Source organism: Stenotrophomonas sp. 8(2023), assembly GCF_030345295.1.
Classification (GTDB): domain Bacteria; phylum Pseudomonadota; class Gammaproteobacteria; order Xanthomonadales; family Xanthomonadaceae; genus Stenotrophomonas; species Stenotrophomonas muris.
Genome location: NZ_CP128404.1, coordinates 3340212 through 3365897, shown reverse-complemented (window position 1 = coordinate 3365897; position 25686 = coordinate 3340212). Strand labels below are relative to the sequence as shown.

The window sequence follows — 25686 nt, the reverse complement described above, 5'->3', positions numbered from 1 at the left end:
ACTACCGGACCGACAGCACCTTCAGCACCGCCGCCTCATCCACGTCCGGCACCACTTCGGCACGGCCCATCCCGCGCCACAACACCAGGCGCAGGCGGCCGGCCACGTTCTTCTTGTCCAGGCGCATGCGGCCGAGCAGGGCCTGCGGCTCCAGCCCGCCCGGGATCGCCACCGGCAGGCCGAGGCGTTCCAGCAGGGCCTGCAGGCGCGCGCGGTCGGCATCGTCGGCCAGGCCCAGGTCGGTGGACAGCTTCGCCGCCAGCACCATGCCCACCGCCACCGCCTCGCCGTGGTTCAGCGCATCGCGGCCCGGGGCCGAATAGCCCTGTTCGGTCTCGATGGCGTGGCCGAAGGTGTGGCCGAGGTTGAGCAGGGCACGCTCGCCCTTTTCGAACGGGTCGCGCTCGACGATGGCGGCCTTGTGCCGGCAGCTGCGCGCGATGGCCTCGGCCAGCACCGCATCCTCGCCGGCCAGCAGCGCATCGGCATGCTGCTGCAGCCACTCGAAGAACACGGCATCACCCAGCGCGCCGTACTTCACCACTTCGGCCAGGCCGGCACGCAGCTCGCGTGGCGGCAGGGTGGCCAGCACGCGGGTATCGGCGATGACCGCACGCGGCGGATGGAAGGCACCGACCAGGTTCTTGCCGGCCGGAATGTCGACTGCGGTCTTGCCGCCCACCGACGAATCGACCATTGCCAGCAGGGTGGTCGGCAGCTGCACGCAGTCCACGCCGCGCATCCAGCAGGCGGCAGCGAAACCGGCGAGATCACCGACCACGCCGCCGCCGAGGGCGAAGACGCAGGCGTCGCGGGTGGCGCCGAGCGCGGCCAGCGCTTCGATCGCGCGGCCGAACTCGGCCAGCGTCTTGGAGGCTTCGCCCGCGGCCAGCACGTGCTCGCCGATGACCAGGTCGGGGCGAGCGGCAAGCAGCGTCTGCTTCACCGGCGCCAGATAGCGCGGGGCGACTTCACTGTCGCTGAGCAGCAGCACATGACGGCCGCGCACGTGCGAGGCCAGCGCGGTGCCATCGGCCTGGGCACCGGCGCCGATGGTGATGGAGTAGGGGCGGTCGCCGCCAACGGCGACCTGCAGCAGGGCGGGGGAGGTCATGCGGTCAGGTCCTGGCGCTGCCATTGCGTGGCCAGCTTGACCACCAGTTGGGCGGTCGCATCGGCAGCGGTATACGGGTCGGTGTCGAGGGTGAGGTCGGCCAGTTCGCGGTACAGCGGGTCGCGGTGTGCGGCCAGATCGTGCAGCACCTGCTCGCGGTCCGGGCGCTGCAGCAGCGGCCGGCCCTTGTCGCGGGCCAGGCGCTCGAGCTGTTCGGCCACGCTGACCCGCAGATAGACCACGAAGCCGCGCCGGGCGATCAGTGCACGATTGTCCGGATCCAGCACGGCGCCGCCACCGGTGGAGACCAGCTGGCCACGGCCTTCCAGTACCCGCGCAAGCGCCTGGCGTTCATGGCTGCGGAAGCCGGCTTCGCCGGAGTGCTCGAAGATGGTCGGAATGCTGGCGCCGGCGGCATCGACGATGGCCTGGTCGACATCGACGAAGTCCAGCGTGAAACGCTCGGCCAGGCGGCGGCCGATGCAGGTTTTGCCGGCGCCCATCGGGCCGATCAGGATCAGGTTCGGAGCAGGATTCATGCCTTCTGATGCTAACACCTCCGTGCCCTGGCCTTTACGTTCTTCACGTCAGGGTGGGCGTTCCTGCGGGGTCTCCCGCGCCAGACGGAGTACAGGCCATGACGGTCGCCAAGGTCATCGAAATCACTGCGTCCTCGCCGAAAAGCGTGGAAGACGCCGTGCGCAGCGGGCTGAAGAAGGTCTCCGAGACGGTCAAGGGCATCCAGGGCGCCTGGGTGAACGAGACCAAGGTAGTCACCAATGGCAGCGGCGAGATCACCGAATGGCGGGTCAACCTGCGGGTGACTTTCCTGGTGGAATAGGGGCGCGTTCAGCGCACGTCCTGCACCTGTCGCTGGCCGTCCAGCACCACCACGTGGTCGGCCAGGGCGGGCAGGGCGCTCAATGCCTGCCGGCTGACCCGCTCGTAGTACTGCACGAAGCGCTCCAGCTGTGGCCGGCTCATGCCGTGCCGGCCCGGCTGCGCGGCCTGCAGGTTCTGCTCCTGCTGCCAGCGCCAGCGTGGTACCACCGAGAAATCCGGCGGCTGCAGGAACCACAGGCGGTCGCAGCGCTGCCACAACGCCGGGTAGTCACGGGCCAGCGCCTGGTTGCACCAGCGCCGCCAGCGGCCATCGGCGTCGGCTTCGCGTTCCAGTGCGTTCAACGGGCTGTCCAGCGCGTCGTCATCCTGCGCGGGCGTGCCCAGGAACCAGCCTTCGAATACCAGCAGGTCCAGCGGTTGCTGCAGCTGCGGCCAGTGTGCTTCGGGCAGGCGCTCGTCGGCCAGCTTGTCGAAGCGCGGCATTGCGAAGGGCTGGCGTGCGGCCACGGCGTTCAATACCGCATGGGCCAGCGGCAGGTCGTGGGTGCCGGGCGGGCCGCGGGTGATCAGCAGTGGGTGCACCTGGCGGGCCAGCCGTTGGCGCTGTGCGCGGGTCAGGTAGACATCATCGATCGACAGCGTGGCTGCGTTCAGGCCGCGTGCCTGGGCACGGGCCACCACCTGCGCCGCCAGCGTCGATTTGCCGCTCCCCTGCAGGCCGCTGATCGCCAATACTGGAACCGCTGCGCCGCTGCCCAGCGCATCATCCAGCGCCTGTTCGGCCAATGTTTCGGGGAATCCTTTCACCTGGGGCATATACGCAGCAGCGGCCATGCAGCCACAATAGCCCAATCCGTGTGAGAAGAACGCAATCATGAGCGACCTGTACGCCGAAGCCCTGTCCACGTTTGCCGGCCTGTTCGACGAGGCCAAACAGAGCCGCGAGGTCGAGCCGAACGCGATGACCGTGGCCACCGCCGATACGCAGGGTCGTCCCTCGGCGCGCACCGTGCTGCTGAAGGCGTTCGATGAGCGCGGCTTTGTGTTCTACACCCACCTGGACAGCCACAAGGGCCAGGAGCTGCAGGCCAATCCTCAGGCCGCGCTGCTGTTCCTGTGGCGCAGCCTGCGCGAGGCCGGCATCCAGGTGCGCATCGAAGGCCGTGTCGAGCAGGTCGCCGATGCGGAAGCCGATGCCTATTTCGCCAGCCGCCCGCGGATGAGCCAGATCGGCGCGTGGGCTTCGCAGCAGTCGAAGACGCTGGCCACGCGCGAGGAATTCGATGCGCGCGTGGCCGAGGTCGAAGCCCGCTTCGAGGGCAAGGACGTGCCGCGCCCGGAGGGCTGGAGCGGCCTGCGCGTGGTGCCTGACCGCATCGAGTTCTGGTATGGCGCGCAGTTCCGCCTGCACGAGCGCTGGTGCTATGAAGCCGGCGCCGAAGGGCGCTGGAGCAAGCGCCTGCTGTACCCGTAAGGCGGGGTGGTGCTGGGGCTGCTGTAGAGCCGAGCCCAGGCTCGGCTGATGTTCTCGCAGGAGCAGCCGAGCATGGGCTCGGCTCTACAGCAACCTGCGTTTGTCGCGAACGGACTGGTCCGCTTCATGCACGAGCAGGTCGGCGACGGGCACACTCGCTGCGATGCCCTCGATCTGCGGAGTTGCCGTGCCCTCCTGGCGTTGCCTGTTTGCCGTGCCGCCACCACGCCGCGGCGTGGAAGCGTTGTTGTTGCTGCTCGCCCGCATCGTCGCCGGTGTGATGTTCTGCGTGTCCGGCTGGAACAAGGTGTTCACCGACGCCGGGCGCGAGCGCATGGTGCATACGCTGGTCGATGCCGGTATCCCATTCCCGGTGTTCAGTGCGCCGGTACTCGGTGCGATCGAGTGGATTGCGGGTGGTCTGCTGGTGCTGGGCCTTTTGAGCCGCCCCTCGGCCCTGCTGCTGGCGGCGATCTGCGTAGTGGCTGCGCTGACCGATGGCATCGCGCGCATTCCGGCAGGGCTTGGCGTGCTGGATTGGCTGAGCTGGTTCTTCTACCTGAGCGAAGTGCCGCTGGGCGTACTGCTGCTGTGGATTGCCGCAGTGGGTAGTGGACGGTTCGCCATCGAAGCGCGCTGACGACAGGCACCCTGTAGAGCCGAGCCCATGCTCGGCTGCTTACGCGGGAACATCAGCCGGGCATGGGCTCGGCTTTACAGGTCCTCCGCGCGCAGCCAGCGCCACAGCGTGGTGCGTGACACGCCCAGCGCCAGCGCCATGCCCTCGCGATCATGCCGGTGTTCCCGCAACAGTGCTTCCAGCTTGGCCCGCGGTGGGCGCCTGCCGTTGCTTTCCAGCGGCAACGCCGCGACACCTTCATGCACCAGCTCGGGTGCCAGCTGCAGCAGCCGCGCCGTATCGATCAGCCCTTCACCGGGCTGCCAGTGGATGCGCAGGCGATCGACCAGATTGCGCAGCTCGCGCACGTTTCCCGGCCACTCGGCCGCGCACAGCACCGCCAGCGCCGCCTCATCCAATGGCGCGTCGATGCCACGCAGCTGGCGGAAGAAATGCTGCGCCAGCAACGGGATGTCACCGCGTCGGGCGCGCAGCGAGGGCAGGGCAATCCGCAGCGCGGCCAGGCGGTAATACAGGTCGCGGCGGAAGCTGCCGGCCGCCGCGCGCTGCTCCAGCGATTGCAGGGTGGCGGCGACCACGCGCAGGTCCACCGGCGTCGGTTCGGTGGCACCCACGCGCAGCACTTCACGTTCCTCCAGCACCCGCAGCAGGCGGGTCTGCAGCGGCAGCGGCAGTTCGCCGATTTCGTCCAGGAACAGGGTGCCGCCATCTGCAGCTTCCACCAGGCCAACGCGGCCGCCACGCCGTGCGCCGGTGAAGGCGCCATCGCTGTAGCCGAACAGCTCCGCTTCCAGCAGCGATTCGCTGATCGCGCCACAGTTCAGCGCGACGAAGCGGCCACGGCGCCCGCTGGCGGCGTGCAGCTGGCGCGCCACCAGTTCCTTGCCGGTGCCGGTTTCGCCGCTGACCAGCACGGTGCTGTCATGTGGGGCATACAGCGCGATCTGCGCGCGCACCTGCGCCATCGCGTCGCTGTCGCCGAGCAGTTCATGCGCATCGGCACGCGCTGCCGGGCGCCGGCGCGGTGCAGCGCGGTTGCTGCCGGAACGTGCCAGGGTCTGGGTCAGTTCCAGCGCATGTTCGAACGCCTGCCGCACCGAGTCGGCCGAATACAGCAGCACCCCGGGCAGGCCGGCCTGCTCGGCATGGTCGATGGCCATGCCGGTGCCGACGATCACCTCGATGCCGTTGGCGCGCAGGTCGGCGATGCAGTCGCGCGCATCCTCGCGGGTGACGAAACGGCGATGCTCGATATTCAGGCCGAAACTCTGCTGGAAGTTGCTGAACACCGGTACGTCGCTGGCGTGGGTGACCAGGCCGATGCGGCTGGCGATACGCCGTGCCCGGGCCAGCGCTTCCATCAGGTCGAAGCCGTTGGCCTGGATCGGCACCAGCGGCAGCTCCAGCCGGCCGCGCAGCCAGGCCGCGTTGGAGCCGCCAGCGATGACCACGTCGCAGTGCTCGCGGCGCAGGCGTTGGCCGATCACCTCCACCGCTTCCTCGAAGCCGAGGTTGATCTGTTCGATACGCGCGCGGCGGTCGAACTCGGGGATCACGTCGCCGAGCAGGCCGGTCAGCCGCGAGACGCTGACCGTCCAGATCACCGGACGGCCCGGGTCGGCATCGGCATGGCGAAGCGGGGAGCGGGGCAGATACATGGCAGCCGGTTCGGGGAGGATGTTTCATGATACATCCGTTTCAATGTTTCATATGTTCCACTGCTGCATGCCGGTCATTCCCGTGAAATCAACCGCTTGCAGCTTGGCATGGTGCTTGCGCTTCCTTATCCGTACTTCAACCTGGATCGTCGCATGACCGCTTCTGCCCCTTTCTCCGCCGGTGCCCGCTTCCGTGAGGCGCTGGCTGCCGAATCGCCGCTGCAGGTGATCGGTGCGATCAACGCCAACCACGCCCTGCTGGCCAAGCGCGCCGGCTTCCGTGCCATTTACCTGTCTGGCGGCGGCGTTGCCGCAGGCTCGCTGGGCCTGCCGGACCTGGGCATCAACACCCTGGAAGACGTGCTGGTGGACGTGCGCCGCATCACCGATGTCTGCGACCTGCCCTTGATGGTCGACATCGACACCGGCTTCGGCCCGAGCGCGTTCAATATCGCGCGCACCGTGAAGTCGCTGATCAAGGCCGGCGCGGCCGCCTGCCACATCGAGGATCAGGTCGGTGCCAAGCGTTGCGGCCATCGTCCGGGCAAGGAGATCGTCTCGCAGGGTGAAATGGTCGACCGTGTGAAGGCCGCTGCCGATGCCAAGACCGATCCGGACTTCTTCCTGATCGCGCGCACCGATGCCATCCAGGTGGACGGCGTGGACAAGGCGATCGAGCGCGCCATCGCCTGTGTCGAGGCCGGTGCCGACGGCATCTTCGCCGAGGCCGCCTACGATCTGGATACCTACCGCCGCTTCGTCGACGCGGTGAAGGTGCCGGTGCTGGCCAACATCACCGAATTCGGCGCCACCCCGCTGTTCAGCCGCGATGAACTGGCCTCGGCCGGCGTCGCCATCCAGCTGTTCCCGCTGTCGGCGTTCCGTGCCGCCAACAAGGCCGCCGAGAACGTCTACCAGGCGGTGCGCCGCGATGGCCACCAGCGCAACGTGGTGGAAACCATGCAGACCCGCGAGGAACTCTACGACCGCATCGGCTATCACGCCTTCGAGCAGCAGCTCGATGCGCTGTTCGCCGCCAAGAAATAAGCAGTACCCTGCACCATCAAGTTTCGGAGGGAAACATGAACGATACGACCGCAACCCCGACCTTCAAGCCGAAGAAGTCCGTCGCCCTGTCCGGCACCGCGGCCGGCAACACCGCGCTGTGCAGCGTGGGCCGCAGCGGCAACGACCTGCACTACCGCGGCTATGACATCCTGGACCTGGCCAACACCAGCGAGTTCGAGGAAATCGCCTACCTGCTGGTGCACGGCAAGCTGCCGACCCGCGCCGAGCTGGTTTCGTACAAGGCCAAGCTGAAGTCGCTGCGTGGGATCCCCGCCGCGGTGAAGGCCGCGCTGGAAGAGCTGCCGCCGTCGGCGCACCCGATGGACGTGATGCGCACCGGCGTGTCCGTGCTCGGCTGCGTGGCACCGGAGAAGGACGACCACAACCACCCGGGCGCGCGCGACATCGCCGACAAGCTGATGGCCTGCCTCGGTTCGATGCTGCTGTACTGGTACCACTGGAGCCACAACGGCCGCGCCATCGATGTGGAAACCGACGATGATTCGATCGGCGGCCACTTCCTGCACCTGCTGCATGGCGAAAAGCCGCAGGATTCGTGGGTGAAGGCGATGCACACCTCGCTGATTCTGTACGCCGAGCACGAGTTCAACGCCTCGACCTTCACCTGCCGTGTCATCGCCGGTACCGGCAGCGACATGTACAGCGCGATCTGCGGTGGCATCGGTGCGCTGCGTGGCCCGAAGCATGGCGGCGCCAACGAAGTGGCGTTCGAAGTGCAGAAGCGCTATGACAATCCGGATGAAGCCGAGGAGGACATCAAGGCGCGCGTCGAGCGCAAGGAAGTGGTGATCGGTTTCGGCCACCCGGTCTATACCGTCTCCGATCCGCGCAACAAGGTGATCAAGGACGTGGCCCGCGAGCTGTCCGAGGAACAGTCGAGCATGAAGATGTACGACATCGCCGAGCGCCTGGAATCGGTGATGTGGGACATCAAGAAGATGTTCCCGAACCTGGACTGGTTCAGTGCGGTCAGCTACCACATGATGGGCGTGCCGACCGCGATGTTCACCCCGCTTTTCGTGATCGCGCGCACCGCCGGCTGGAGCGCGCACATCATCGAGCAGCGCATCGACGGCAAGATCATCCGCCCGAGCGCCAATTACATCGGTCCGGAAGACCGCGACTTCGTTGCCATCGACAAGCGCGTCTGATCCCCCTGCTGTACCCATCCGGCCGGCCGCATGCCGGCCGGGTGCTTTCGCCGCCGCACCGCCGGCATCCGGCCCGCCCCAAGCACTCCGCCAGCCCATGAATACCGATTACCGCAAGAACCTCCCCGGCAGCGCGCTGGACTATTTCGACGCGCGCGCCGCTGTCGATGCGATCCAGCCCGGCGCCTATGCCACCCTGCCGTACACCTCGCGCGTGCTGGCCGAGAACCTGGTGCGCCGCTGCGATCCGACCACGCTCGGCGATTCGCTGAAGCAGCTGATCGAGCGCCGTCGCGACCTCGACTTCCCGTGGTTCCCGGCACGCGTGGTGTGCCACGACATCCTCGGCCAGACCGCGCTGGTGGACCTGGCCGGCCTGCGTGATGCGATCGCCGACAAGGGCGGCGACCCGGCCAAGGTCAATCCGGTGGTGCCGGTGCAGTTGATCGTCGATCACTCGCTGGCGGTGGAATGCGGTGGCTACGATCCGCAGGCGTTCGAGAAGAACCGCGCCATCGAGGATCGCCGCAACGAAGACCGTTTCCACTTCATCGACTGGACCAAGCAGGCGTTCCAGAACGTGGACGTGATTCCGCCGGGCAACGGCATCATGCACCAGATCAACCTGGAGAAGATGTCGCCGGTGATCTACGTGCAGGACGGCGTAGCCTTCCCGGATACCTGCGTGGGCACCGACAGCCACACCCCGCACGTCGACGCGCTGGGCGTGATCGCGATTGGTGTTGGCGGCCTGGAAGCGGAGAACGTGATGCTGGGCCGCGCGTCGTGGATGCGCCTGCCGGATATCATCGGCGTCGAGCTGACCGGCAGGCCGCAGCCGGGCATCACCGCCACCGACGTGGTGCTGGCACTGACCGAGTTCCTGCGCAAGGAACGCGTGGTGGGTGCGTATCTTGAATTCTTCGGCGAGGGGGCGTCGGCACTGACCATCGGTGACCGCGCCACCATCTCCAACATGTGCCCCGAATACGGCGCCACCGCCGCGATGTTCTATATCGACGGGCAGACCATCGATTACCTGCGCCTGACCGGCCGCGAGGAATCGCAGGTGGCGCTGGTGGAGAACTATGCGCGCACCACCGGCCTGTGGGCCGATGACCTGGCCACCGCGCAGTACGAGCGCGTGCTGCGCTTCGACTTGTCCAGCGTGGTGCGCAACATGGCTGGCCCGTCCAACCCGCACAAGCGCGTGGCCACTGCCGAGCTGGCCGAGCGCGGCATCGCCGACAAAGCCAAGCTGGCAGCGGGCAGGGCCGAGCAGGCGCAGGGCCTGATGCCCGACGGCGCGGTGATCATCGCCGCCATCACCAGCTGCACCAACACCTCCAACCCGCGCAACGTGATCGCTGCCGCACTGCTGGCGCGCAAGGCCAACGAACGTGGCCTGCTGCGCAAGCCGTGGGTAAAGTCGTCGCTGGCGCCGGGCTCGAAGGCGGTGCAGCTGTACCTGGAAGAATCCGGCCTGCTGCCGGACCTGGAAAAGCTCGGCTTCGGCATCGTCGCCTTCGCCTGCACCACCTGCAACGGCATGAGCGGCGCGCTGGATCCGGCCATCCAGCAGGAGATCATCGATCGCGACCTGTACGCCACGGCCGTGCTGTCGGGCAACCGCAACTTCGATGGCCGCATCCACCCGTATGCGAAGCAGGCCTTCCTGGCGTCGCCGCCGCTGGTGATCGCCTATGCCATCGCCGGCACCGTGCGCTTCGACATCGAGAAGGACGTGCTGGGCGTCGATGCCGAGGGCAACGAGGTGCGCCTGAAGGACATCTGGCCGAGCGATGCCGAGATCGACGCGGTGGTGAAGGCCTCGGTGAAGCCCGAGCAGTTCCGCCGCGTCTACAACCCGATGTTCAACGTGCGCGTGGAGCATGGCGCGGCGGTCAGCCCGCTGTACGACTGGCGCCCGCAGAGCACCTACATCCGCCGTCCGCCGTACTGGGAGGGCGCACTGGCCGGTGAGCGCACACTGTCGGGCATGCGTGCGCTGGCGGTGCTGCCGGACAACATCACCACCGACCACCTGTCGCCGTCCAACGCGATCCTGGCGTCCAGTGCCGCCGGCGAATACCTGGCGAAGATGGGCCTGCCGGAAGAGGACTTCAATTCCTACGCCACCCACCGCGGTGACCACCTGACCGCACAGCGCGCCACCTTCGCCAACCCGAAGCTGTTCAATGAAATGGTGCGCAACGACGATGGCAGCGTGAAGCAGGGTTCGCTGGCGCGCGTGGAGCCGGAAGGCAAGGTGATGCGCATGTGGGAAGCGATCGAGACCTACATGGACCGCAAGCAGCCGCTGATCATCATCGCCGGTGCCGACTATGGCCAGGGCAGCTCGCGTGACTGGGCCGCCAAGGGCGTGCGCCTGGCCGGTGTGGAAGCGATCGTGGCCGAAGGCTTCGAACGCATCCACCGCACCAACCTGATCGGCATGGGCGTGCTGCCGCTGGAGTTCAAGCCGGGCACCACCCGCCTGACCCTGGGCATCGACGGTACCGAGACCTTCGACGTGATCGGCGAGCGCACCCCGCGCGCCGACCTGACCCTGGTCATCCACCGCCGCGACGGCCAGGATGTGATCGTGCCAGTGACCTGCCGCCTGGACAGCGACGAGGAAGTGGCGATCTACGAAGCCGGTGGCGTGCTGCAGCGCTTCGCCCAGGATTTCCTGGAAGGGGCCAAGGTGGCGTGATACCGGCCTGAATGCCTGCCCCCGGAGGCCGGGGGCGGGCTTGTCCGACACCAGGGCGGGGCGCAGACTAACTTGGCAAAAACTGCCAAAGGAGAGTTTCATGGCCACCATGAACATTTCGCTGACCGACCCGCTCAAGCAGTTCGTGGACGAGGAAGTGCGTGAAGGCGGCTACTCCAGTACGTCGGACTACGTGCGTGACCTGATCCGCCAGCGCCAGCGCAGCAAGGCCGAAGAGCTGCTCAAGCAGTTGATAGCCGAGGGGCAGGCTTCTGGTCCAGGCGTTGCGGTGACGGCCGACACATTCGAGCGCATGCGTCGCGAACTGACCGAAAGGTTGGAGCGTGAAGGCGATTGAATGGCGGCCAAGGGCCGAAGCCGACGCAGCCGATGCCGCGCTGTGGTCTGCACGGCAGGGTGGGCTGGTACTGGGTCGGCGCTTTCTCGCCGAGTTGGAGACCACGCTTCAACGCATCGCCGTGTTTCCAGGCTCGGGTTCCACCCGGCACGCCGACCTCGCAGCACAGCTGCCGGTGCCGTTGCGGTCCATGCTGGTTCCGGGCTTCGAACGCTACCTCGTCTATTACCTCGATCTACCGGACCGCGTGGACATCATGCGTGTGTGGTGCGTTGATCGTGGTCTTGACGCACTGATGCAAGACATTTCCTGAAATTCAAACGCGTGGATTCGACGATGACCTTCCTCCCGCAACTCCGTATTCCCGCCACCTACATGCGCGGCGGCACCAGCAAGGGCGTGTTCTTCCGCCTGCAGGACCTGCCCGAAGCCGCTCAGGTGCCGGGCGCCGCGCGCGATGCGCTGCTGATGCGCGTGATCGGCTCGCCCGATCCGTATGGCAAGCAGACCGACGGCATGGGCGGTGCCACCTCCAGCACCAGCAAGTGCGTGATCATCTCCACCGCCTCGGTGCCGGACCACGATGTGGACTACCTGTACGGCCAGGTCTCGATCGACACCGCCTTCGTCGATTGGAGCGGCAACTGCGGCAACCTCAGTACGGCAGTGGGTCCGTTCGCGATCGCCAATGGGCTGATCGATCCGGCCCGGGTGCCGCGCGATGGCCTGTGCACCGTGCGCATCTGGCAGGCCAACATCGGCAAGACCATCATCGCCCACGTGCCGATGCGCGATGGCGAAGTGCAGGAGATCGGCGATTTCGAGCTGGATGGCGTGACCTTCCCGGCCGCCGAGATCCAGCTGGAGTTCATCGATCCGTCCGATGACGGCGATGTGGGCGCGATGTTCCCGACCGGCAACCTGGTCGACACCTTGGATGTCCCCGGCGTGGGCAGCTTCGAGGTGACCATGATTACCGCCGGCATCCCGACGATCTTTCTCAACGCCGCCGACCTGGGCTACACCGGTATCGAGCTGCAACCGGCGATCAACGAGGACAAGGGGGCGCTGGAGCGCTTCGAGAAGATCCGCGCCTACGGCGCCTTGCGCATGGGTCTGATCAGGAACCTGGAAGATGCGGCCACCCGCCAGCACACGCCGAAGGTGGCCTTCGTGGCGCCGGCACAGGACTACGTGTCCTCCAGCGGCAAGGCCATTCCGGCCTCGGCCATCGACCTGCACGCGCGGGCGTTGTCGATGGGCAAGCTGCACCACGCGATGATGGGCACCGCCGCCGTGGCGATCGGCACTGCGGCGGCGATTCCGGGCACGCTGGTCAATCGCGCGGCCGGTGGTGGTGAACGCGAAGCGGTGACCTTCGGCCACCCTTCCGGCACGCTGCGCGTGGGCGCGCAGGCCGGCCTCGTTGACGGCCAGTGGACAGTGACCAAGGCCATCATGAGCCGCAGCGCCCGCGTATTGATGGAAGGCAAGGTGCGGGTGCCGGCCGAATAACCAGCCGGTCGGCGCTGGCATCACATGCTTCGGTAGATGCCAACCTTGGTTGGCATGGCATTGGCACCGCCCGGGCAACGTCCAGCGCCAACCAAGGTTGGCGACTACCGGGAGGCGCGGCCTGAGCTCTGAAGAGGAGATCGACGATGTCTGACAGCCACACCCCATCCAACGAGCGTGCAGCGTGGGATGCGCTGCTGGTGGACATCGTCGATTACGTACGCGACGCGCGCATCGACTCCCCCCTGGCCTTCCAGACCGCGCACTACTGCCTGCTCGACACGCTGGGCTGCGGGCTGGAAGCGCTGTCCTTCCCGGCCTGCAGCAAGCTGCTCGGTCCGCTGGTGCCGGGTATCAGCGTGGTCAACGGGGCGCGCGTGCCGGGTACGCACTACGTGCTGGACCCGGTGCAGGCCGCCTTCAACCTGGGCGCGATGGTGCGCTGGCTGGATTTCAACGACACCTGGCTGGCCGCCGAATGGGGCCACCCGTCGGACAATCTGGGCGGCATCCTGTCTGTCTGCGATTGGCTGGGGCGCAACGCGCAGGCCCTGCATCGCCCAGCGCCGACCCTGCATGACGTGCTGCTGGCGATGATCAAGGCACACGAGATCCAGGGCGTGCTGGCCCTGCAGAATTCCTTCAACCGGGTCGGGCTGGACCACGTGGTGCTGGTCAAGGTGGCCACCACCGCGGTGGTTGCGCAGCTGCTCGGCTTGGATCGCGAACGCATGCTCAATGCACTGTCGCTGGCTTGGGTCGATGGCCAGGCGCTGCGCACCTACCGGCACGCGCCCAACACCGGCTCGCGCAAGAGCTGGGCGGCCGGCGATGCGACCAGCCGTGGCGTGCGCCTGGCGCTGATGGCGGCCAGTGGCGAGATGGGCTATCCCAGTGTGTTGAGCGCGCCGACCTGGGGTTTTGAAGCGGTATCGATGCAGGGCAAGGCGCTGACGCTGGAGCGACCGCTGGGCAGCTACGTGATGGAAAACGTGCTGTTCAAGATCAGCTACCCGGCCGAGTTCCATGGCCAGACCGCGGTGGAGGCGGCGATCACGCTGCATCAGCAGCTGCGTGCGATGGGGCGTCGGGTCGAGGACATCGCGCACATCGCCATCCGCACCCAGGAAGCCTGCATCCGCATCATCGACAAGCAGGGGCCGCTGCACAACCCGGCCGACCGCGACCACTGCGTGCAGTACATGGTCGCCATCGCGCTGCTGCATGGGCGGCTGGTGGCCCAGGACTACGAGGACGACGTTGCCGCCGACCCGCGCATCGACGCACTGCGCGCGAAGATGGCCTGTCATGAGGATCCGCAGCTCAGCGCCGACTACCTGGACCCGGACAAGCGCAGCATCGCCAACGGCCTGAGCGTGCGCTTCAGCGACGGCACTGAGCTGCCCGAGGTACTGGTGGAATACCCGCTGGGCCACGCGCGCCGACGCGAGGAGGGCATCCCGTTGCTGATGGACAAGTTCCGCCGGCACCTGGCCCATCGCTTCCCGACCACCCAGCAGCAGCGCATCCTGGCCGCATCGCTGGATCCGGTGGCGCTGGCGGCGATGCCGGTGACCGACTACGTGGACCTGTACCTGCCGGGGTAGGGGACGCTTCACCGGATCTGACACCGCGCCTGCTTGCCGGGCACGTGGCTCGACCCGCTTGGGTAGGTGCCAACCCTGGTTGGCACGGCCAATGCCAACCAAGGTTGGCGGCTACCGAGACTGCCGGCCAGCGGCCGGCACTACCCGCGCCTGGGGCAATTGCCGGATTTGCGTCAACACCTTGACGTGGCCTGCCTATAATGGCCGCCTCGATCAAGGAGTGACGACATGAGCGGTCCGGCACGGCGGAAGCGGTGGGGGTGGGCGGCGGCCGTACTGGCAGGAGGCCTGTTGCTGGGGCTGGCCGGCTGCCGCAATGACAGCGGGCAGCTGCCCAAGGCCAGTGGTGAAGCCATCACCACCAAGGCCGAGCAGGTGAAGGAATTCACCCTGCTGCGTGCCTACCCGGACCAGAAGAATGACGGCCTGTCGCTGGCGCTGGAGTTCTCGCGCCCGCTGGTCGGCACCCAGGATTTCGACAAACTGGTTCGCTTCGAAGAGAAGGTCGGCACCGAGGACAGCAGCTGGACCCTGTCCGATGACGGCCTGACCCTGCGTTACCCGTTCGTCGAGGCCGGCAAGGAGTTCAGCCTGGTGGTCTCGCCGGACCTGCTGGCCGCCGACGGCAGCCGGCTGGGCAAGGAACTGAAGCAGAAGGTGTTCAGCGGCGAGCTGAAGCCCGTGGTCGGTTTCGCCTCGCAGGGCAGCGTGCTGCCGGCCAAGGACAGCCGCGGCCTGCCGGTGGTCTCGGTGAACGTGCCGGAGGTCGACGTCGAGTTCCTGCGCGTGCGCGAGAAGGACCTGCCGACCTTCTTCAGCCAGTACCAGCGCGGCGGCCGCCGTGGCAGCTGGGAGCTCAGCAGCGACTACGAGCGCAGCCCGATCAACAAGCTGGCCGAGCCGGTCTACGTCAACCGCTTCATCCTGGGTGGCAAACAGAACGAGCGGGTGCTGACCTACCTGCCGACCCAGGACATCAAGGAACTGCAGGAGCCGGGCCTGTACTTCGCCCTGCTCAAGCGCACCGGTGACTACGAGGGCGAGTTCGATACCGCGTTCTTCTCGGTCAGCGACATCGGCCTGCATACCCGTGCCTACAAGGACAAGCTGTTCGTGCACACCGCCGGCCTCAAGGACGGTGCGCCGCTGAAGGGCATCGACCTGCGCGTGCTCGACGCCAAGGGTGAGGTGGTGCTGAAGGGCAGCACCGACGGCAACGGCAATGCGCTGCTGAACTACACCCTGGATGCCACCCACGTGCTGGTCGCCAGCAGTGGCAAGGACACCAGCTTCCTGCCGTTCAACCAGCCGGCGCTGGACCTGAGTGAGTTCGCCGTGGCCGGTCGTGACAACGCCTGGTTCGACGTCTACGCCTGGTCCGGCCGCGACCTGTACCGCCCGGGCGAGACCGTGCGCCTGTCCGCGCTGCTGCGCGACAACGACGGCAAGCCGGTCAAGGCACAACCGGTGTTCCTGCGCCTGAAGCAGCCCGACGGCAAGACCTTCCGCGAGACCCGCCTGCAGCCGGGCGACCAGGGCTACATCAACTTCGAGCAGGTGATCCCCGCCGAGGCGCCGACCGGGCGCTGGCAGGTCGAGTTCCGCACCGACCCGGCCAGCAAGGAAGCGATCCAGGGCATGACCCTGCGCATCGAGGAGTTCCTGCCCGAGCGCATGAAGCTGGAGCTGGACAGCGCGCAGAAGACGCTGAAGCCGGGCGAGGACCTGCGCCTGCAGGCCAACGGCGCCTATCTGTACGGCGCGCCGGCCGATGGCAACCGCTTCACTGCGCGCATGGCGGTGGCTGCCGAGCAGAAGCCGGTGGAGGGCCTGCCGGGCTATTTCTTCGGTGACCCGACCCTGCAGCTGCCGCGCGAGGCCAAGGACGTGATCGATACCACGCTGCCGGCCAATGGCCAGCTGCGTGAGGATGTGGCGTTGCCGGAAGAGGCGGCCAAGGCCAAGGCACCGATCGCCGTGGTGTTGTCCGGCAGCCTGTATGAAACCGGTGGCCGCACGGTCACCCGTACCCTGAAGCGGGTGATGTGGCCGGCCAACGCGCTGGTCGGCGTGCGGCCGCTGTTCAACCCCGACGATGGTGCTGATTCCAACGGCAACGCACGCTTCGAACTGATGCGCGTGGATGCCGCCGGCACACCGCAGCCAGCCAAGGGCCTGAAGATCACCCTGGTGCGGGAACTGCGCGACTACCACTGGACCTTCAACGACAACCGCTGGGATTACGATTTCACCCGCCGTTTCGAGAACAAGGAAACCCGCACCGTCGATTCCGGTAGCAGTGCGGTTGCCTTCGATTTCCCGGTGGAGTGGGGCGAGTACCGGGTGGACGTGTTCGATCCGTCCACCGGACTGACCAGCCGCTACCCGTTCCGTGCGGGCTGGAGCTGGGGCGATGACAACCGTGGCCTGGATGCACGCCCGGACAAGGTCAAGCTGGGCCTGGACAAGACCGGCTACAAGGCCGGTGACACCCTGGAAGTGACGGTGACCCCGCCGCACGCCGGCAAGGGCATCCTGATGGTCGAGACCGACCGCATGCTGTATGTGCAGGACATCGAGGCCAAGCCGGGCTCGACCTTCAAGATCCCCGTCACCGCCGACTGGGAACGTCACGACGTCTACATCACCGCGCTGGTGTTCCGCGGCGGCAGTGCGCCGAGCAAGATCACCCCGGCCCGTGCCGTGGGCGTGGTGCATGTGCCGATGGACCGCAAGGGCCGAACCGTGGCCGTCGGCCTGGTCGCGCCCAAGCAGATGCGGCCGGAACAGGACCTGCCGGTAACGGTCAGCGCACCGCAGCTGGCCGGCAGGGCCGCGCACGTGACCGTCTCGGCGGTGGACGTTGGCATCCTCAACATCACCCGTTTCCCGGTGCCCGACGCCGGCGCGCACTTCTTCGCCCAGCGTCGCCTCGGTATCGATGCCTATGACATCTACAGCCGGGTGATCGAGAGCTTCGATGGTGGCAGCGGCAAGCTGAAGTTCGGCGGCGACATGGCGCTGCAGGCACTGCCGCAGGCCAAGCGCCCGACCGCGCGCGTGCAGACCGTGGACCTGTTCTCCGGCCCGGTGCAGCTCGATGCCAAGGGCAATGCCCGCATCCGCCTGAAGGTGCCGGACTTCAACGGCACCCTGCGCGTGTCGGCGCTGGTCTACAGCGATGACCAGTACGGCAAGCGTGACGTGGAAACCATCGTGCGCGCGCCGATCCTGGCCGAAGCCAGCATGCCGCGCGTGCTGGCCCCGGGCGACCGCAGCACCGTGACCCTGGACGTGCAGAACTTCACCGGCAAGCCGGGGCAGTTCAACGTCAAGGTGGAAAGCGAGGGTCCGCTGAACCTGGGTGAGGGCAGCCGCAGCGTGCAGTTGAATGCCGATGCCAAGACCACGTTGAGCTTCCCGTTGTCGGCTCGCGAGGGCCACAGCGTGGCCAAGGTGCGGGTGCGGGTGGACGGCAACGGCTTCAAGGCTGATCGCCGCTACGACCTGCCGGTGCGTGCGGCGTGGCCGCAGGTGCTGCGTTCGCAGGTGCGCACACTCGATCCGCTGGCCGCGGTCAGCCTCGACAACAGCCTGACCGATGGCCTGATGGCAGAGTCGGTGAATGCCCGCCTGCTGGTCAGCCCGCTGCCGCCGATCCCGTTCGCCAGTGCACTGCAGGGCGCGCTGAACTACCCGTATGGCTGTGCCGAGCAGACCACCAGCAAGGGTTACGCCGCGCTGATCCTGGACCAGGCGACGTCGTCGATGCTCGGTGCCGACGGCTTGGATGCCAAGACCCGTAGAGAGCGCATGGAAGGTGCGTTTGGTCGCCTGGCGTCGATGCAGGTGGCCAATGGCAACTTCTCGATGTGGGGTGACGACGGCTACGTGAACCCGTGGCTGACCCCGTACATCACCGAGTTCCTGCTTGATGCCAAGGACGCCGGCTTCGCCGTGCCCGACAACGTGCTGCAGAAGGCGCTCAACCGGCTCAGCGAGGATCTGCTGTCCGGCGGCAATCAGTTCTATGGCCAGGAGGATCGCGAGAAGCTGAAGTTCGCCAACCAGGCGTATTCGGGTTACGTGCTGGCCCGGGTCAACCGTGCGCCGCTGGGTACCCTGCGCACGCTGTACGACAACGAGCGCAGCAAGGCGGTCGGTGGCCTGTCGCTGGTCCACCTGGGCGTGGCGCTGTCGCTGCAGGGTGATGCCAAGCGTGGCCAGGCCGCGCTGGCGGCGGCCTTCGCCAAGTCCAGCAGCGAGCGCCCGTCGTACTTCGGCGACTACGGCAGTGCGATCCGTGATGACGCGCTGATGATCGCGCTGACCCACGAGAACAAGCTGGCCAAGCCGGCCTGGGATGCGCGTGCGGTCGATCTCGGCCGTGGCCTGGATGCGCGCCGCAACGCCGGCTGGATGTGGCTGAGCACGCAGGAACAGGTGGCGATTGCACGTCTCGGCAAGGCGCTGGCCGCCAACCAGAAGGCGCTGGTGGCCGGTGAGCTGGTGATCGGTGGCAACACCGAAGCCATCGGCGAGCGCAAGCTGTTCGGCCGCAACTTCAGCGCCAGTGAGCTGGCCAGCGGCGTGCGCTTCACCCCGCAGGGGCAGCCGCCGATGTTCGCCAGCATTGATGTGGCCGGCATCCCGCGCAGCGCACCGGCACCGGACAACAGCGTGCTGGGCGTCGAGCGCAGTTACTACGGCACCGATGGCAAGCCGTGGTCGCCGCGCCCGCTGAAGGAAGGCGAAGCACTGATCGTGCGCGTCACCGTCACCGCTGACACCACGATGCCCGATGCACTGCTGACCGACCTGCTGCCGGCGGGCCTGGAGATCGAGAACTTCAACCTGGGCGATGCCAAGCAGTGGGCCGACGTGGTGGTCGATGGCATCACCATCAGCGACCGTGGTGAGGCCGCCGACACCAAGCACGAGGAGTTCCGCGATGACCGCTACGTGGCCGCGCTGAAGCTCTCGCGTGGCAGCAAGGCCAACGTGTTCTACCTGGTGCGCGCGGTGACGCCGGGAACCTACTCGGTGCCGCCGCCGCTGGTGGAGGACATGTACCGGCCGCAGCTGCGCGGCGTCGGCCGCAGCAACCCGACCACGATCACGGTGGTACAGCCGTGACCGCGCGGACGGGCTGCGACGGCGCGGCCCGTCCTGCCGGCAACCTGCAATGAACAACACGATGTCGATCCGGCTGGCGGCCCTGCGCCGCCGGCTGCAGCCGCTGTGGCCCTGGCTGCGCTGGGGCACGGCCGCCACGCTGGCGCTGCTGCTGGTGCTGGATTTCGCCTTCCCGCCACCGCTGCCGAAGCAGCGTGATACCAGCACCCTGGTGGTGGCTGCCGACGGCACGCCGCTGCGTGCATTCGCCGACGCCGAGGGTGTGTGGCGCTACCCGGCTTCGATCAACAGCGTCTCGCCGCTGTACCTGCAGGCGTTGCTGACCTACGAAGACCGCTGGTTCTGGCGGCATCCGGGCATCAACCCGCTGGCGATCCTGCGTGCCAGCGGCCAGCTGCTGCGTGGCGGCCGCATCGTTTCCGGTGGCTCGACCCTGACCATGCAGGTCGCCCGCATCCTCGATCCGCATACGCGCACGCCGTGGGGCAAGCTCAAGCAGATGCTGCGCGCGGTGCAGCTGGAAGTGCACCTGAGCAAGCAGCAGATCCTGGCCCTGTATCTGGAGCGCGCGCCCTATGGCGGCACCATCGAGGGGGTGGAAGCGGCCAGCTGGGCCTACCTGGGCAAGCCGGCGGCGCAGCTGTCGCATGCCGAGGCCGCGTTGCTGGCGGTGCTGCCGCAGGCGCCGAGCCGGCTGCGCCCGGACCGTCATCCGGAAGCGGCGCAGAAGGCGCGCGACAAGGTGCTGTCCCGCATGAACGAGCTGGGCGTGTGGACGGCGGACGAAGTGGAAGACGCGCGCATCGAGAACGTGGTGGCGCGCTCGCTGCGCCCGCCGCTGCACGCCGCGCTGCTGGCGCAGCGCCTGCACTCGGCGCATCCGGGCCAGGCACGCATCCAGAGCAGCATCGACATCGGCCTGCAGCGCACGCTGGAAGAACGCGTGGCCAGCTATTTCTCGACGCTGCCGGAACGCACCTCGGCCGCCCTGCTGGTAGTCGACAACCAGACCCTGCAGGCGCGTGCCTATGTCGGCACGCTGGCGTTCGGTGACCGGCAGCGGCTGGGCCACGTGGACATGGTGCAGGCCTGGCGGTCGCCGGGCTCCACGCTCAAACCGTTCCTGTATGCCATGGCGCTGGACGATGGCCTGATCCATTCGGAAAGCCTGCTGGTCGATGCGCCGCAGAGTTTCGGCAGCTACCGCCCCGGCAACTTCGACATGGCTTTCAATGGGCCGATTGGTGCCTCCAGCGCGCTGCGGCTGTCACTCAACGTGCCCTCGGTGGACCTGCTGCAGCGGGTCGGTCCGGCGCGCTTCGCCGCACGCCTGTCGCACTCCGGCATCCAGCTGCGCTTCCCGCCGGGCAGTACACCCAATCTGTCGCTGATCCTGGGCGGCACCGGTGCGCGGCTGGAAGATCTGGTCGGTGCGTTCGCAGCGCTCAACCGCAACGGCATCGCCGGGCGCGTGCGCTACACCGATGACGAACCGATGATCGAGCGTCGCCTGGCCTCGCCGGGCGCCAGCTGGATCGTGCGCGAGATGCTGGAATCGAATCCGCGGCCGGGGTATAGCGTCGGGACGTTCGATGTCGGTGGCCGCCCGCGCGTGGCGTGGAAGACCGGCACCAGTTACGGGTACCGCGATGCGTGGGCGATCGGCAGCACCCGCCACTACACCGTGGGCGTGTGGGTGGGTCGGCCGGACGGCACACCGCTACCGGGCCAGTACGGCGCGGTGACCGCGCTGCCGCTGATGTTCGAGGTGGTGGACAGCCTGCCGCGCCAGCGCGGTGATTCAGCTGCTGCACCGATGCCGGCCAGTGTCAGCCAGGAGGACGTCTGCTGGCCCACCGGCGAACGTGCCGAGGGCCTGCCAGCGGCGCTGTGCCAGCGGCGGATGTCGGCCTATCTGCTGGACGGTGCGGCACCGCCGACCTTCCCCGAGCGCGAGGCGCGGCGCTGGCAGCCGGGGCGGCAGCGTTACCTGGCCGACGCGCGGACCGGTCTGCGTGTATCCGCTGATTGCCGTTTGCCGCATCAGGAAGTCGCGCGGGAGATCGCGCGTTGGCCGGCGTTGTTGTCGCCGTGGCTGCCGAAGGCCACGCGCGAGGCTTCGCAGCTGCCGGCGCTGTCGCCGGACTGCCGCGACGACGGGCGTGAGGCCAGCGTCGCGCTGCACGTGGACGGGCTCAATGACGGCGCCACGCTGGCGCGCGCGCCGAATTCCGAGCACGGCGTGCGCCTGCAGCTGCGCGCGCTGGGCAGCGAGCAGGCGGTGGACTGGCTGCTGGATGGACGCTGGATTGCACAGACCCACGGCGCGCAGCTGATGCAGCGCGAGTTCGCCGATCCGGGCGCACACACCCTGACCGCGCTGGCAGCCGACGGCGCGTGGACGCAGGTGCGGTTCAACGTCCTGCGATAGGTGCTGGGAATGGCCCGTCTACCCGACGCATCCATGCTCTGGTAGGTGCCAACCTTGGTTGGCACGCGATAAATGCGCCCACCAAGGTGGGCATCTACCAAGGCGTTTGCGGGGCCGCTATTCCCCGATCCACCCGTCCAGCAGATCGGCGAACTCGTCGGCGTGTTCTTCCTCCTGCGCCAGGATCTCTTCAAGGATGCGCTTGGTGGTGGTATCGCGGTCGCCGATGAAGTTGATCATCTCGCGGTAGCTGTCGATGGCGATCCGTTCAGCCACCAGGTTCTCGCGCACCATGTCGCGCAGGTCGCTGCCTTCCTTGTATTCGGCATGCGAGCGCGTGGTCAGCGTATCCGGGTTCAGGTCCGGCTCGCCGCCAAGCTGGACGATGCGCTCGGCCAGCTTGCCGGCGTGCGCCTGTTCCTGCTGCGCATGCTCGAGGAACTCGGCCTTGACCGCGTCGGCCAGCATGCCCTTGGCCATGAAATAGTGCCGGTAGTAGCGCAGCACGCACACGTACTCGGTGGCGAGGGCATCGTTGAGCAGCTTGATCACCACCTTGCGGTCGGCGCTGTAGCTGTCGGTGATCGCGCCGTCTTCGATGTTGTGCCGGGCACGCTCGCGCAGGGTCTGACGGTCACTGATGCCGGGAATCCCGGCGGCGGGCTTGCTGGCTTTGGCTGGCTTGCTGGACATTGCTGGCCGTTTCCTTCTGCGGTGGGGAATCAGGTAGGCAGGTGCTCCAGCACGTACTCGGCGGAAGACACCTCGAACTGGCCCGGCTGCTCGATCCAGGCCGCACGCACCACGCCATCGACCACGTACAGCGCGAAGCGGCGCGAGCGCATGCCCATGCCCGAGGCGCTGGCATCCAGCTCCAGGCCGAGCGCGCGGGTCAGCTCGGCATTGCCGTCGGACAGCATCAGCAGGCCGTCGGGCACCTTCTGGTCGGCGGCCCAGGCTTTCATCACGAACGGGTCGTTGACCGCCATGCAGTAGACATCGATGCCGCGCTGGCGGAAGGCCTCGAATTTTTCGACGTAGCCGGGCAGGTGGCGGGCCGAGCAGGTGGGCGTGAACGCGCCGGGCACCGCAAACAGGACGACCTTGCGGGCGTCGAACAGCGAATGCGTATCAAGCGTTTCGATGCCCTCGCGGATGCGCTTGAGGGTCACTTCCGGAATGCGGTCGCCGACATGGATGGTCATGGGGAACTCCTTGCTGGGGCAGGCTAGTGGGCCGGATGGGACAGGGGCGTCAAGACATTGGAAAACCCGTGTGCAGGCCCCATCTTCAGGGTTGCGGCGGGGGCTTCCAGCCACAGCCTGGGGCATCGGGATGGCAGCGGCATTGCGCAGGATCAGTCGGCCTCACCGGGGCCGCACGAGGGGCGGCGTAGCATCGCCGGCGCGTAGAATGAACCCGGGGCGGCGCCACCGGCGCGGCCGAAGCAGATCGAGGTAGCTGGATGGAATTCAAGGATTACTACGCCACCCTGGGGGTGGAACCGAGCGCGGGCGAGGCGGAGATCAAGACCGCCTACCGCCGGTTGGCACGCAAGTACCACCCGGACGTCAGCAAGGAGGCCGGGGCCGAAGACAAGTTCAAGGCGGTCAACGAGGCCTACGAGGCGCTGCGCGATCCGGAAAAGCGCGCAGCCTACGACCAGCTGCGCGCGCAGGGCTATCGCCCGGGCGAGGAGTTCAACGTGCCGCCGAACTACGGCGGCGCCGGCGGTTTCAATTTCGAGGAAGTATTCGGCGGTGGTGGCCCCAACGGCGGCTTCAGCGACTTCTTCGAAAGCCTGTTCGCGCGCCAGCGTGGCGGTGCCGGTCCGGGCCCGGGCTTCAGCAACCAGGGCCACGCACCCAACCGCGACACCCGCGCCAAGTTGTCGGTCCCGCTTGAAGCGGCCTACAGCGGCGACAGCCTGCGCATCACCGTCAACGGCAAGCAGCTGGACGTGCGCGTGCCCAAGGGCATCCGTCCGGGCCAGGTGATCCGCCTGGCAGGGCAGGGTAACCATGGCGGCAACCTGCTGCTGGAAGTGGAGTACGCCGCGCATCCGCAGTTCGAGGTCGACGGCCGCAACATCCTCTATACGTTGCCGGTCACGCCCTGGCAGGCCGCGTTGGGTACCAGCATCAGCGTGCCGACCCTGGGCGGTGCGGTGGAGCTGAAGATCCCCGCCGACTCCGATGCCGGCCGCAAACTGCGCCTGCGTGGCCGCGGCCTGCCGGGCAGCCCGGACGGCGACCAGATCGTTGAAATCGAGATCGTGGCCCCGGCCGCGACCGACGAGGCGCAGAAGAAGGCCTACCGCAATCTGGCCAAGGCCTTCGGCGAGTCGATCTGAGCACGCCTTGCGGTCGTGCCGGCCGCTGGCCGGCAATTTCATGACCTGGGACGGTGACGCGTGGTTGCCGGCCAGCGGCCGGCACGACCACGCGCGTCTCAGCCCTGGCCGGCGAACACCCGCTCCAGCACCTCGGACAGCTCGTCTTCCGAGAACGGCTTGGTGATGTAGGCCTTGGCGCCCTGGCGCATGCCCCACATGCGATCGGTGTCCTGGTCCTTGGTGGTCACCAGGATCACCGGGATATGCCGGGTCGCCTCGTCGCGGGCGAGGGTACGGGTGGCCTGGAAGCCGTTGAGATTGGGCATCACCACGTCCATCAGGACCAGGTCGGGCAGCTCGGCCCTGGCGGTTTCGACCCCGGCGGCGCCATCGGTGGCGGTCAGGATCTGGTGCCCGAGCTTCTCGACGATGCGCTGTATCCCCAACAGCTGCGACGGTGAGTCGTCGACGATCAGAATGCGTGCCATGTTGTTCCCCATGTAATGCCCGCAGTGTAGTGCGGGCTCATTACCGGCGGGAGGGGGGCACCTGCCGTCCGTCGCCTGCCTGCGACGTTCAGTCGATCCGCACCACCGTGCGGCCCAGCGATCCACCCGCCAGCATCCGCTCGAACACTGCCCGGAGGCCATCAAGGCCGACCTCGGCGGTGCAGATGCGGTCCAGGTGCTGCGGCTTCCACTCACCGCCCAGGCGCGACCACACCTCTTCGCGCAGCCGGCGCGGCGCATTGGCCGAAGACACGCCGAGCAGCGACACACCGCGCAGGATGAAGGGCATCACCGTCATGTCCAGCGTCGGGCTGGCCGCCAGGCCGGCGCTGACCACGCTGCCGTAGGGCACGGTCTGCGCCAGCAGGCTGGCGAGCATGGCGCCGCCGGCATTGTCCAGGCCCCCGCCGAAGCGCGCCGACTGCAGCGGGCCGGTGTCGGCCAGCGCCTCGCGCGGCAGCACCTCGCTGGCACCGATGTCGCGCAGGAAGTCGGTCTGGTCCGGCTTGCCACTGACCGCGTGCACGGTGTAGCCGGCACGGCTGAAGATCGACAGCGCCAGCGCACCGACGCCGCCGCTGGCGCCGGTGACCGCCAGCGGGCCGAGCTCCGGGGGCTGGCGGTTGTCCTGCATGCGCAGCAGCGCCAGCGCCGCCGTGAAGCCGGCGGTGCCCAGCACCATCGCCTCGCGCGGGCTCAGCCCGGCCGGCTGTGCAATCACCGCACGCGACTCCAGCCGCACATACTGGCTGTAGCCGCCGTCACGGGTCTCGCTGAGGCCGCAGCCGGTGGCCAGCACCGCGTCGCCTTCACGCCAGGCCGGGTCGGTGCTGGCGACCACGGTGCCGGCCACGTCGATGCCGCCGACCAGCGGGAAGCGGCGCAGGATCTTCCCCTTGCCGGTGCCGGCCAGGGCATCCTTGTAGTTGACCGAGGACCAGTGGGCGCGGATCAGCACCTGCCCGGGGTTGAGGTCGTCGACACCGAGCCGGGTCAGGCCGCTTCGATAGCCGGCGTCGTCGTTTTCGATGCGGAAGGCGGTGAACGGGGTGGTGGGGGCCATCGGCGTTGCCTGACTTCGAGGAAAACGCCACCTTACCCCGTCGTCGC

The 25686-nt window shown here is 67.7% G+C and carries 21 protein-coding genes; 13 read left to right on the top strand and 8 right to left on the bottom strand.

Annotated features, from left to right (window positions below; all coding sequences use genetic code 11):
* Position 1: 1 nt before the first annotated feature.
* Together aroB and QP609_RS15745 are read right to left on the bottom strand one after the other, a co-directional pair.
* Positions 2-1114 (bottom strand): 3-dehydroquinate synthase, encoded by a 1113-nt coding sequence (gene aroB, locus QP609_RS15750; protein WP_053495220.1) that lies wholly within the window; start codon positions 1112-1114, stop codon positions 2-4.
* The gene (locus QP609_RS15745; protein ID WP_014648049.1) at positions 1111-1653 is read right to left on the bottom strand and encodes a shikimate kinase; all 543 of its coding nucleotides are present in this window, start codon (positions 1651-1653) and stop codon (positions 1111-1113) included. The genes aroB and QP609_RS15745 overlap by 4 nt, the downstream gene beginning before the upstream one ends.
* 98 nt (positions 1654-1751) lie before the next feature.
* On the opposite strand from QP609_RS15745, the gene QP609_RS15740 reads away from it, so the two are divergent.
* Complete coding sequence (locus tag QP609_RS15740) at positions 1752-1955, top strand: dodecin family protein (RefSeq protein ID WP_005410663.1); 204 nt, start codon at positions 1752-1754, stop codon at positions 1953-1955.
* A gap of 8 nt (positions 1956-1963) precedes the next feature.
* Here the strand turns inward: QP609_RS15740 and QP609_RS15735 are convergent, their stop codons facing one another.
* Positions 1964-2791, bottom strand: a complete 828-nt coding sequence (locus QP609_RS15735; protein WP_046432003.1) for a kinase — start codon at positions 2789-2791, stop codon at positions 1964-1966.
* Between the two features lie 40 nt (positions 2792-2831).
* Between QP609_RS15735 and pdxH the strand changes: the two genes are divergently transcribed.
* Together pdxH and QP609_RS15725 are read left to right on the top strand one after the other, a co-directional pair.
* Positions 2832-3431, top strand: a complete 600-nt coding sequence (gene pdxH / locus QP609_RS15730) for a pyridoxamine 5'-phosphate oxidase (RefSeq protein WP_049401396.1) — start codon at positions 2832-2834, stop codon at positions 3429-3431.
* A 187-nt stretch (positions 3432-3618) separates the two neighbouring features.
* A complete protein-coding gene (locus QP609_RS15725; protein ID WP_032957082.1) occupies positions 3619-4071 on the top strand; it encodes a DoxX family protein in 453 nt (150 codons plus the stop codon).
* A gap of 74 nt (positions 4072-4145) precedes the next feature.
* On the opposite strand, the gene prpR is transcribed toward QP609_RS15725, so the two are convergent.
* A complete protein-coding gene (gene prpR / locus QP609_RS15720) occupies positions 4146-5729 on the bottom strand; it encodes a propionate catabolism operon regulatory protein PrpR (RefSeq protein ID WP_289213808.1) in 1584 nt (527 codons plus the stop codon).
* A 153-nt stretch (positions 5730-5882) separates the two neighbouring features.
* Between prpR and prpB the strand changes: the two genes are divergently transcribed.
* The 9 genes from prpB (at position 5883) to pbpC (ending at position 21732) form a co-directional block, all read left to right on the top strand.
* Positions 5883-6776 (top strand): methylisocitrate lyase, encoded by an 894-nt coding sequence (gene prpB, locus QP609_RS15715; RefSeq protein WP_005418360.1) that lies wholly within the window; start codon positions 5883-5885, stop codon positions 6774-6776.
* Between the two features lie 35 nt (positions 6777-6811).
* On the top strand, positions 6812-7969 hold the full coding sequence (gene prpC / locus QP609_RS15710) for a 2-methylcitrate synthase (protein WP_005418357.1): 1158 nt from the start codon (positions 6812-6814) through the stop codon (positions 7967-7969).
* A 97-nt stretch (positions 7970-8066) separates the two neighbouring features.
* Positions 8067-10685 (top strand): Fe/S-dependent 2-methylisocitrate dehydratase AcnD, encoded by a 2619-nt coding sequence (gene acnD / locus QP609_RS15705; protein WP_197621462.1) that lies wholly within the window; start codon positions 8067-8069, stop codon positions 10683-10685.
* Between the two features lie 100 nt (positions 10686-10785).
* Positions 10786-11043, top strand: coding sequence for a type II toxin-antitoxin system ParD family antitoxin (locus QP609_RS15700; RefSeq protein ID WP_197621463.1), 258 nt, complete (start codon positions 10786-10788; stop codon positions 11041-11043).
* Positions 11030-11356, top strand: coding sequence for a type II toxin-antitoxin system RelE/ParE family toxin (locus QP609_RS15695; RefSeq protein WP_197621464.1), 327 nt, complete (start codon positions 11030-11032; stop codon positions 11354-11356). The genes QP609_RS15700 and QP609_RS15695 overlap by 14 nt, the downstream gene beginning before the upstream one ends.
* A 23-nt stretch (positions 11357-11379) precedes the next feature.
* Positions 11380-12558 carry a 2-methylaconitate cis-trans isomerase PrpF gene (gene prpF / locus QP609_RS15690; RefSeq protein ID WP_197621465.1) on the top strand — a complete coding sequence of 393 codons (1179 nt, stop codon included), beginning with the start codon at positions 11380-11382 and terminating at the stop codon, positions 12556-12558.
* 146 nt (positions 12559-12704) lie between these two features.
* A complete protein-coding gene (locus QP609_RS15685; RefSeq protein WP_014648039.1) occupies positions 12705-14165 on the top strand; it encodes a bifunctional 2-methylcitrate dehydratase/aconitate hydratase in 1461 nt (486 codons plus the stop codon).
* A 228-nt stretch (positions 14166-14393) separates the two neighbouring features.
* Positions 14394-19301, top strand: a complete 4908-nt coding sequence (locus QP609_RS15680; RefSeq protein WP_197621466.1) for an alpha-2-macroglobulin — start codon at positions 14394-14396, stop codon at positions 19299-19301.
* A 49-nt stretch (positions 19302-19350) separates the two neighbouring features.
* Positions 19351-21732: a penicillin-binding protein 1C gene (gene pbpC / locus QP609_RS15675; protein WP_111206446.1), complete on the top strand. Its 2382-nt coding sequence runs from the start codon at positions 19351-19353 to the stop codon at positions 21730-21732.
* Between the two features lie 117 nt (positions 21733-21849).
* Here pbpC and QP609_RS15670 read toward each other — a convergent pair whose 3' ends face one another.
* Entirely contained in the window at positions 21850-22425 is a 576-nt protein-coding gene (locus tag QP609_RS15670; RefSeq protein ID WP_014648036.1) for a ferritin-like domain-containing protein, read from the bottom strand.
* Between the two features lie 29 nt (positions 22426-22454).
* Entirely contained in the window at positions 22455-22937 is a 483-nt protein-coding gene (locus tag QP609_RS15665; RefSeq protein WP_111206448.1) for a peroxiredoxin, read from the bottom strand.
* A gap of 260 nt (positions 22938-23197) precedes the next feature.
* Between QP609_RS15665 and QP609_RS15660 the strand changes: the two genes are divergently transcribed.
* On the top strand, positions 23198-24085 hold the full coding sequence (locus QP609_RS15660; protein ID WP_197621467.1) for a DnaJ C-terminal domain-containing protein: 888 nt from the start codon (positions 23198-23200) through the stop codon (positions 24083-24085).
* A 98-nt stretch (positions 24086-24183) separates the two neighbouring features.
* Here the strand turns inward: QP609_RS15660 and pilH are convergent, their stop codons facing one another.
* Together pilH and QP609_RS15650 are read right to left on the bottom strand one after the other, a co-directional pair.
* Positions 24184-24555 (bottom strand): twitching motility response regulator PilH, encoded by a 372-nt coding sequence (gene pilH / locus QP609_RS15655; protein WP_014648033.1) that lies wholly within the window; start codon positions 24553-24555, stop codon positions 24184-24186.
* 88 nt (positions 24556-24643) lie between these two features.
* Positions 24644-25639 carry a YhdH/YhfP family quinone oxidoreductase gene (locus tag QP609_RS15650; protein ID WP_197621612.1) on the bottom strand — a complete coding sequence of 332 codons (996 nt, stop codon included), beginning with the start codon at positions 25637-25639 and terminating at the stop codon, positions 24644-24646.
* Positions 25640-25686: the final 47 nt, after the last annotated feature.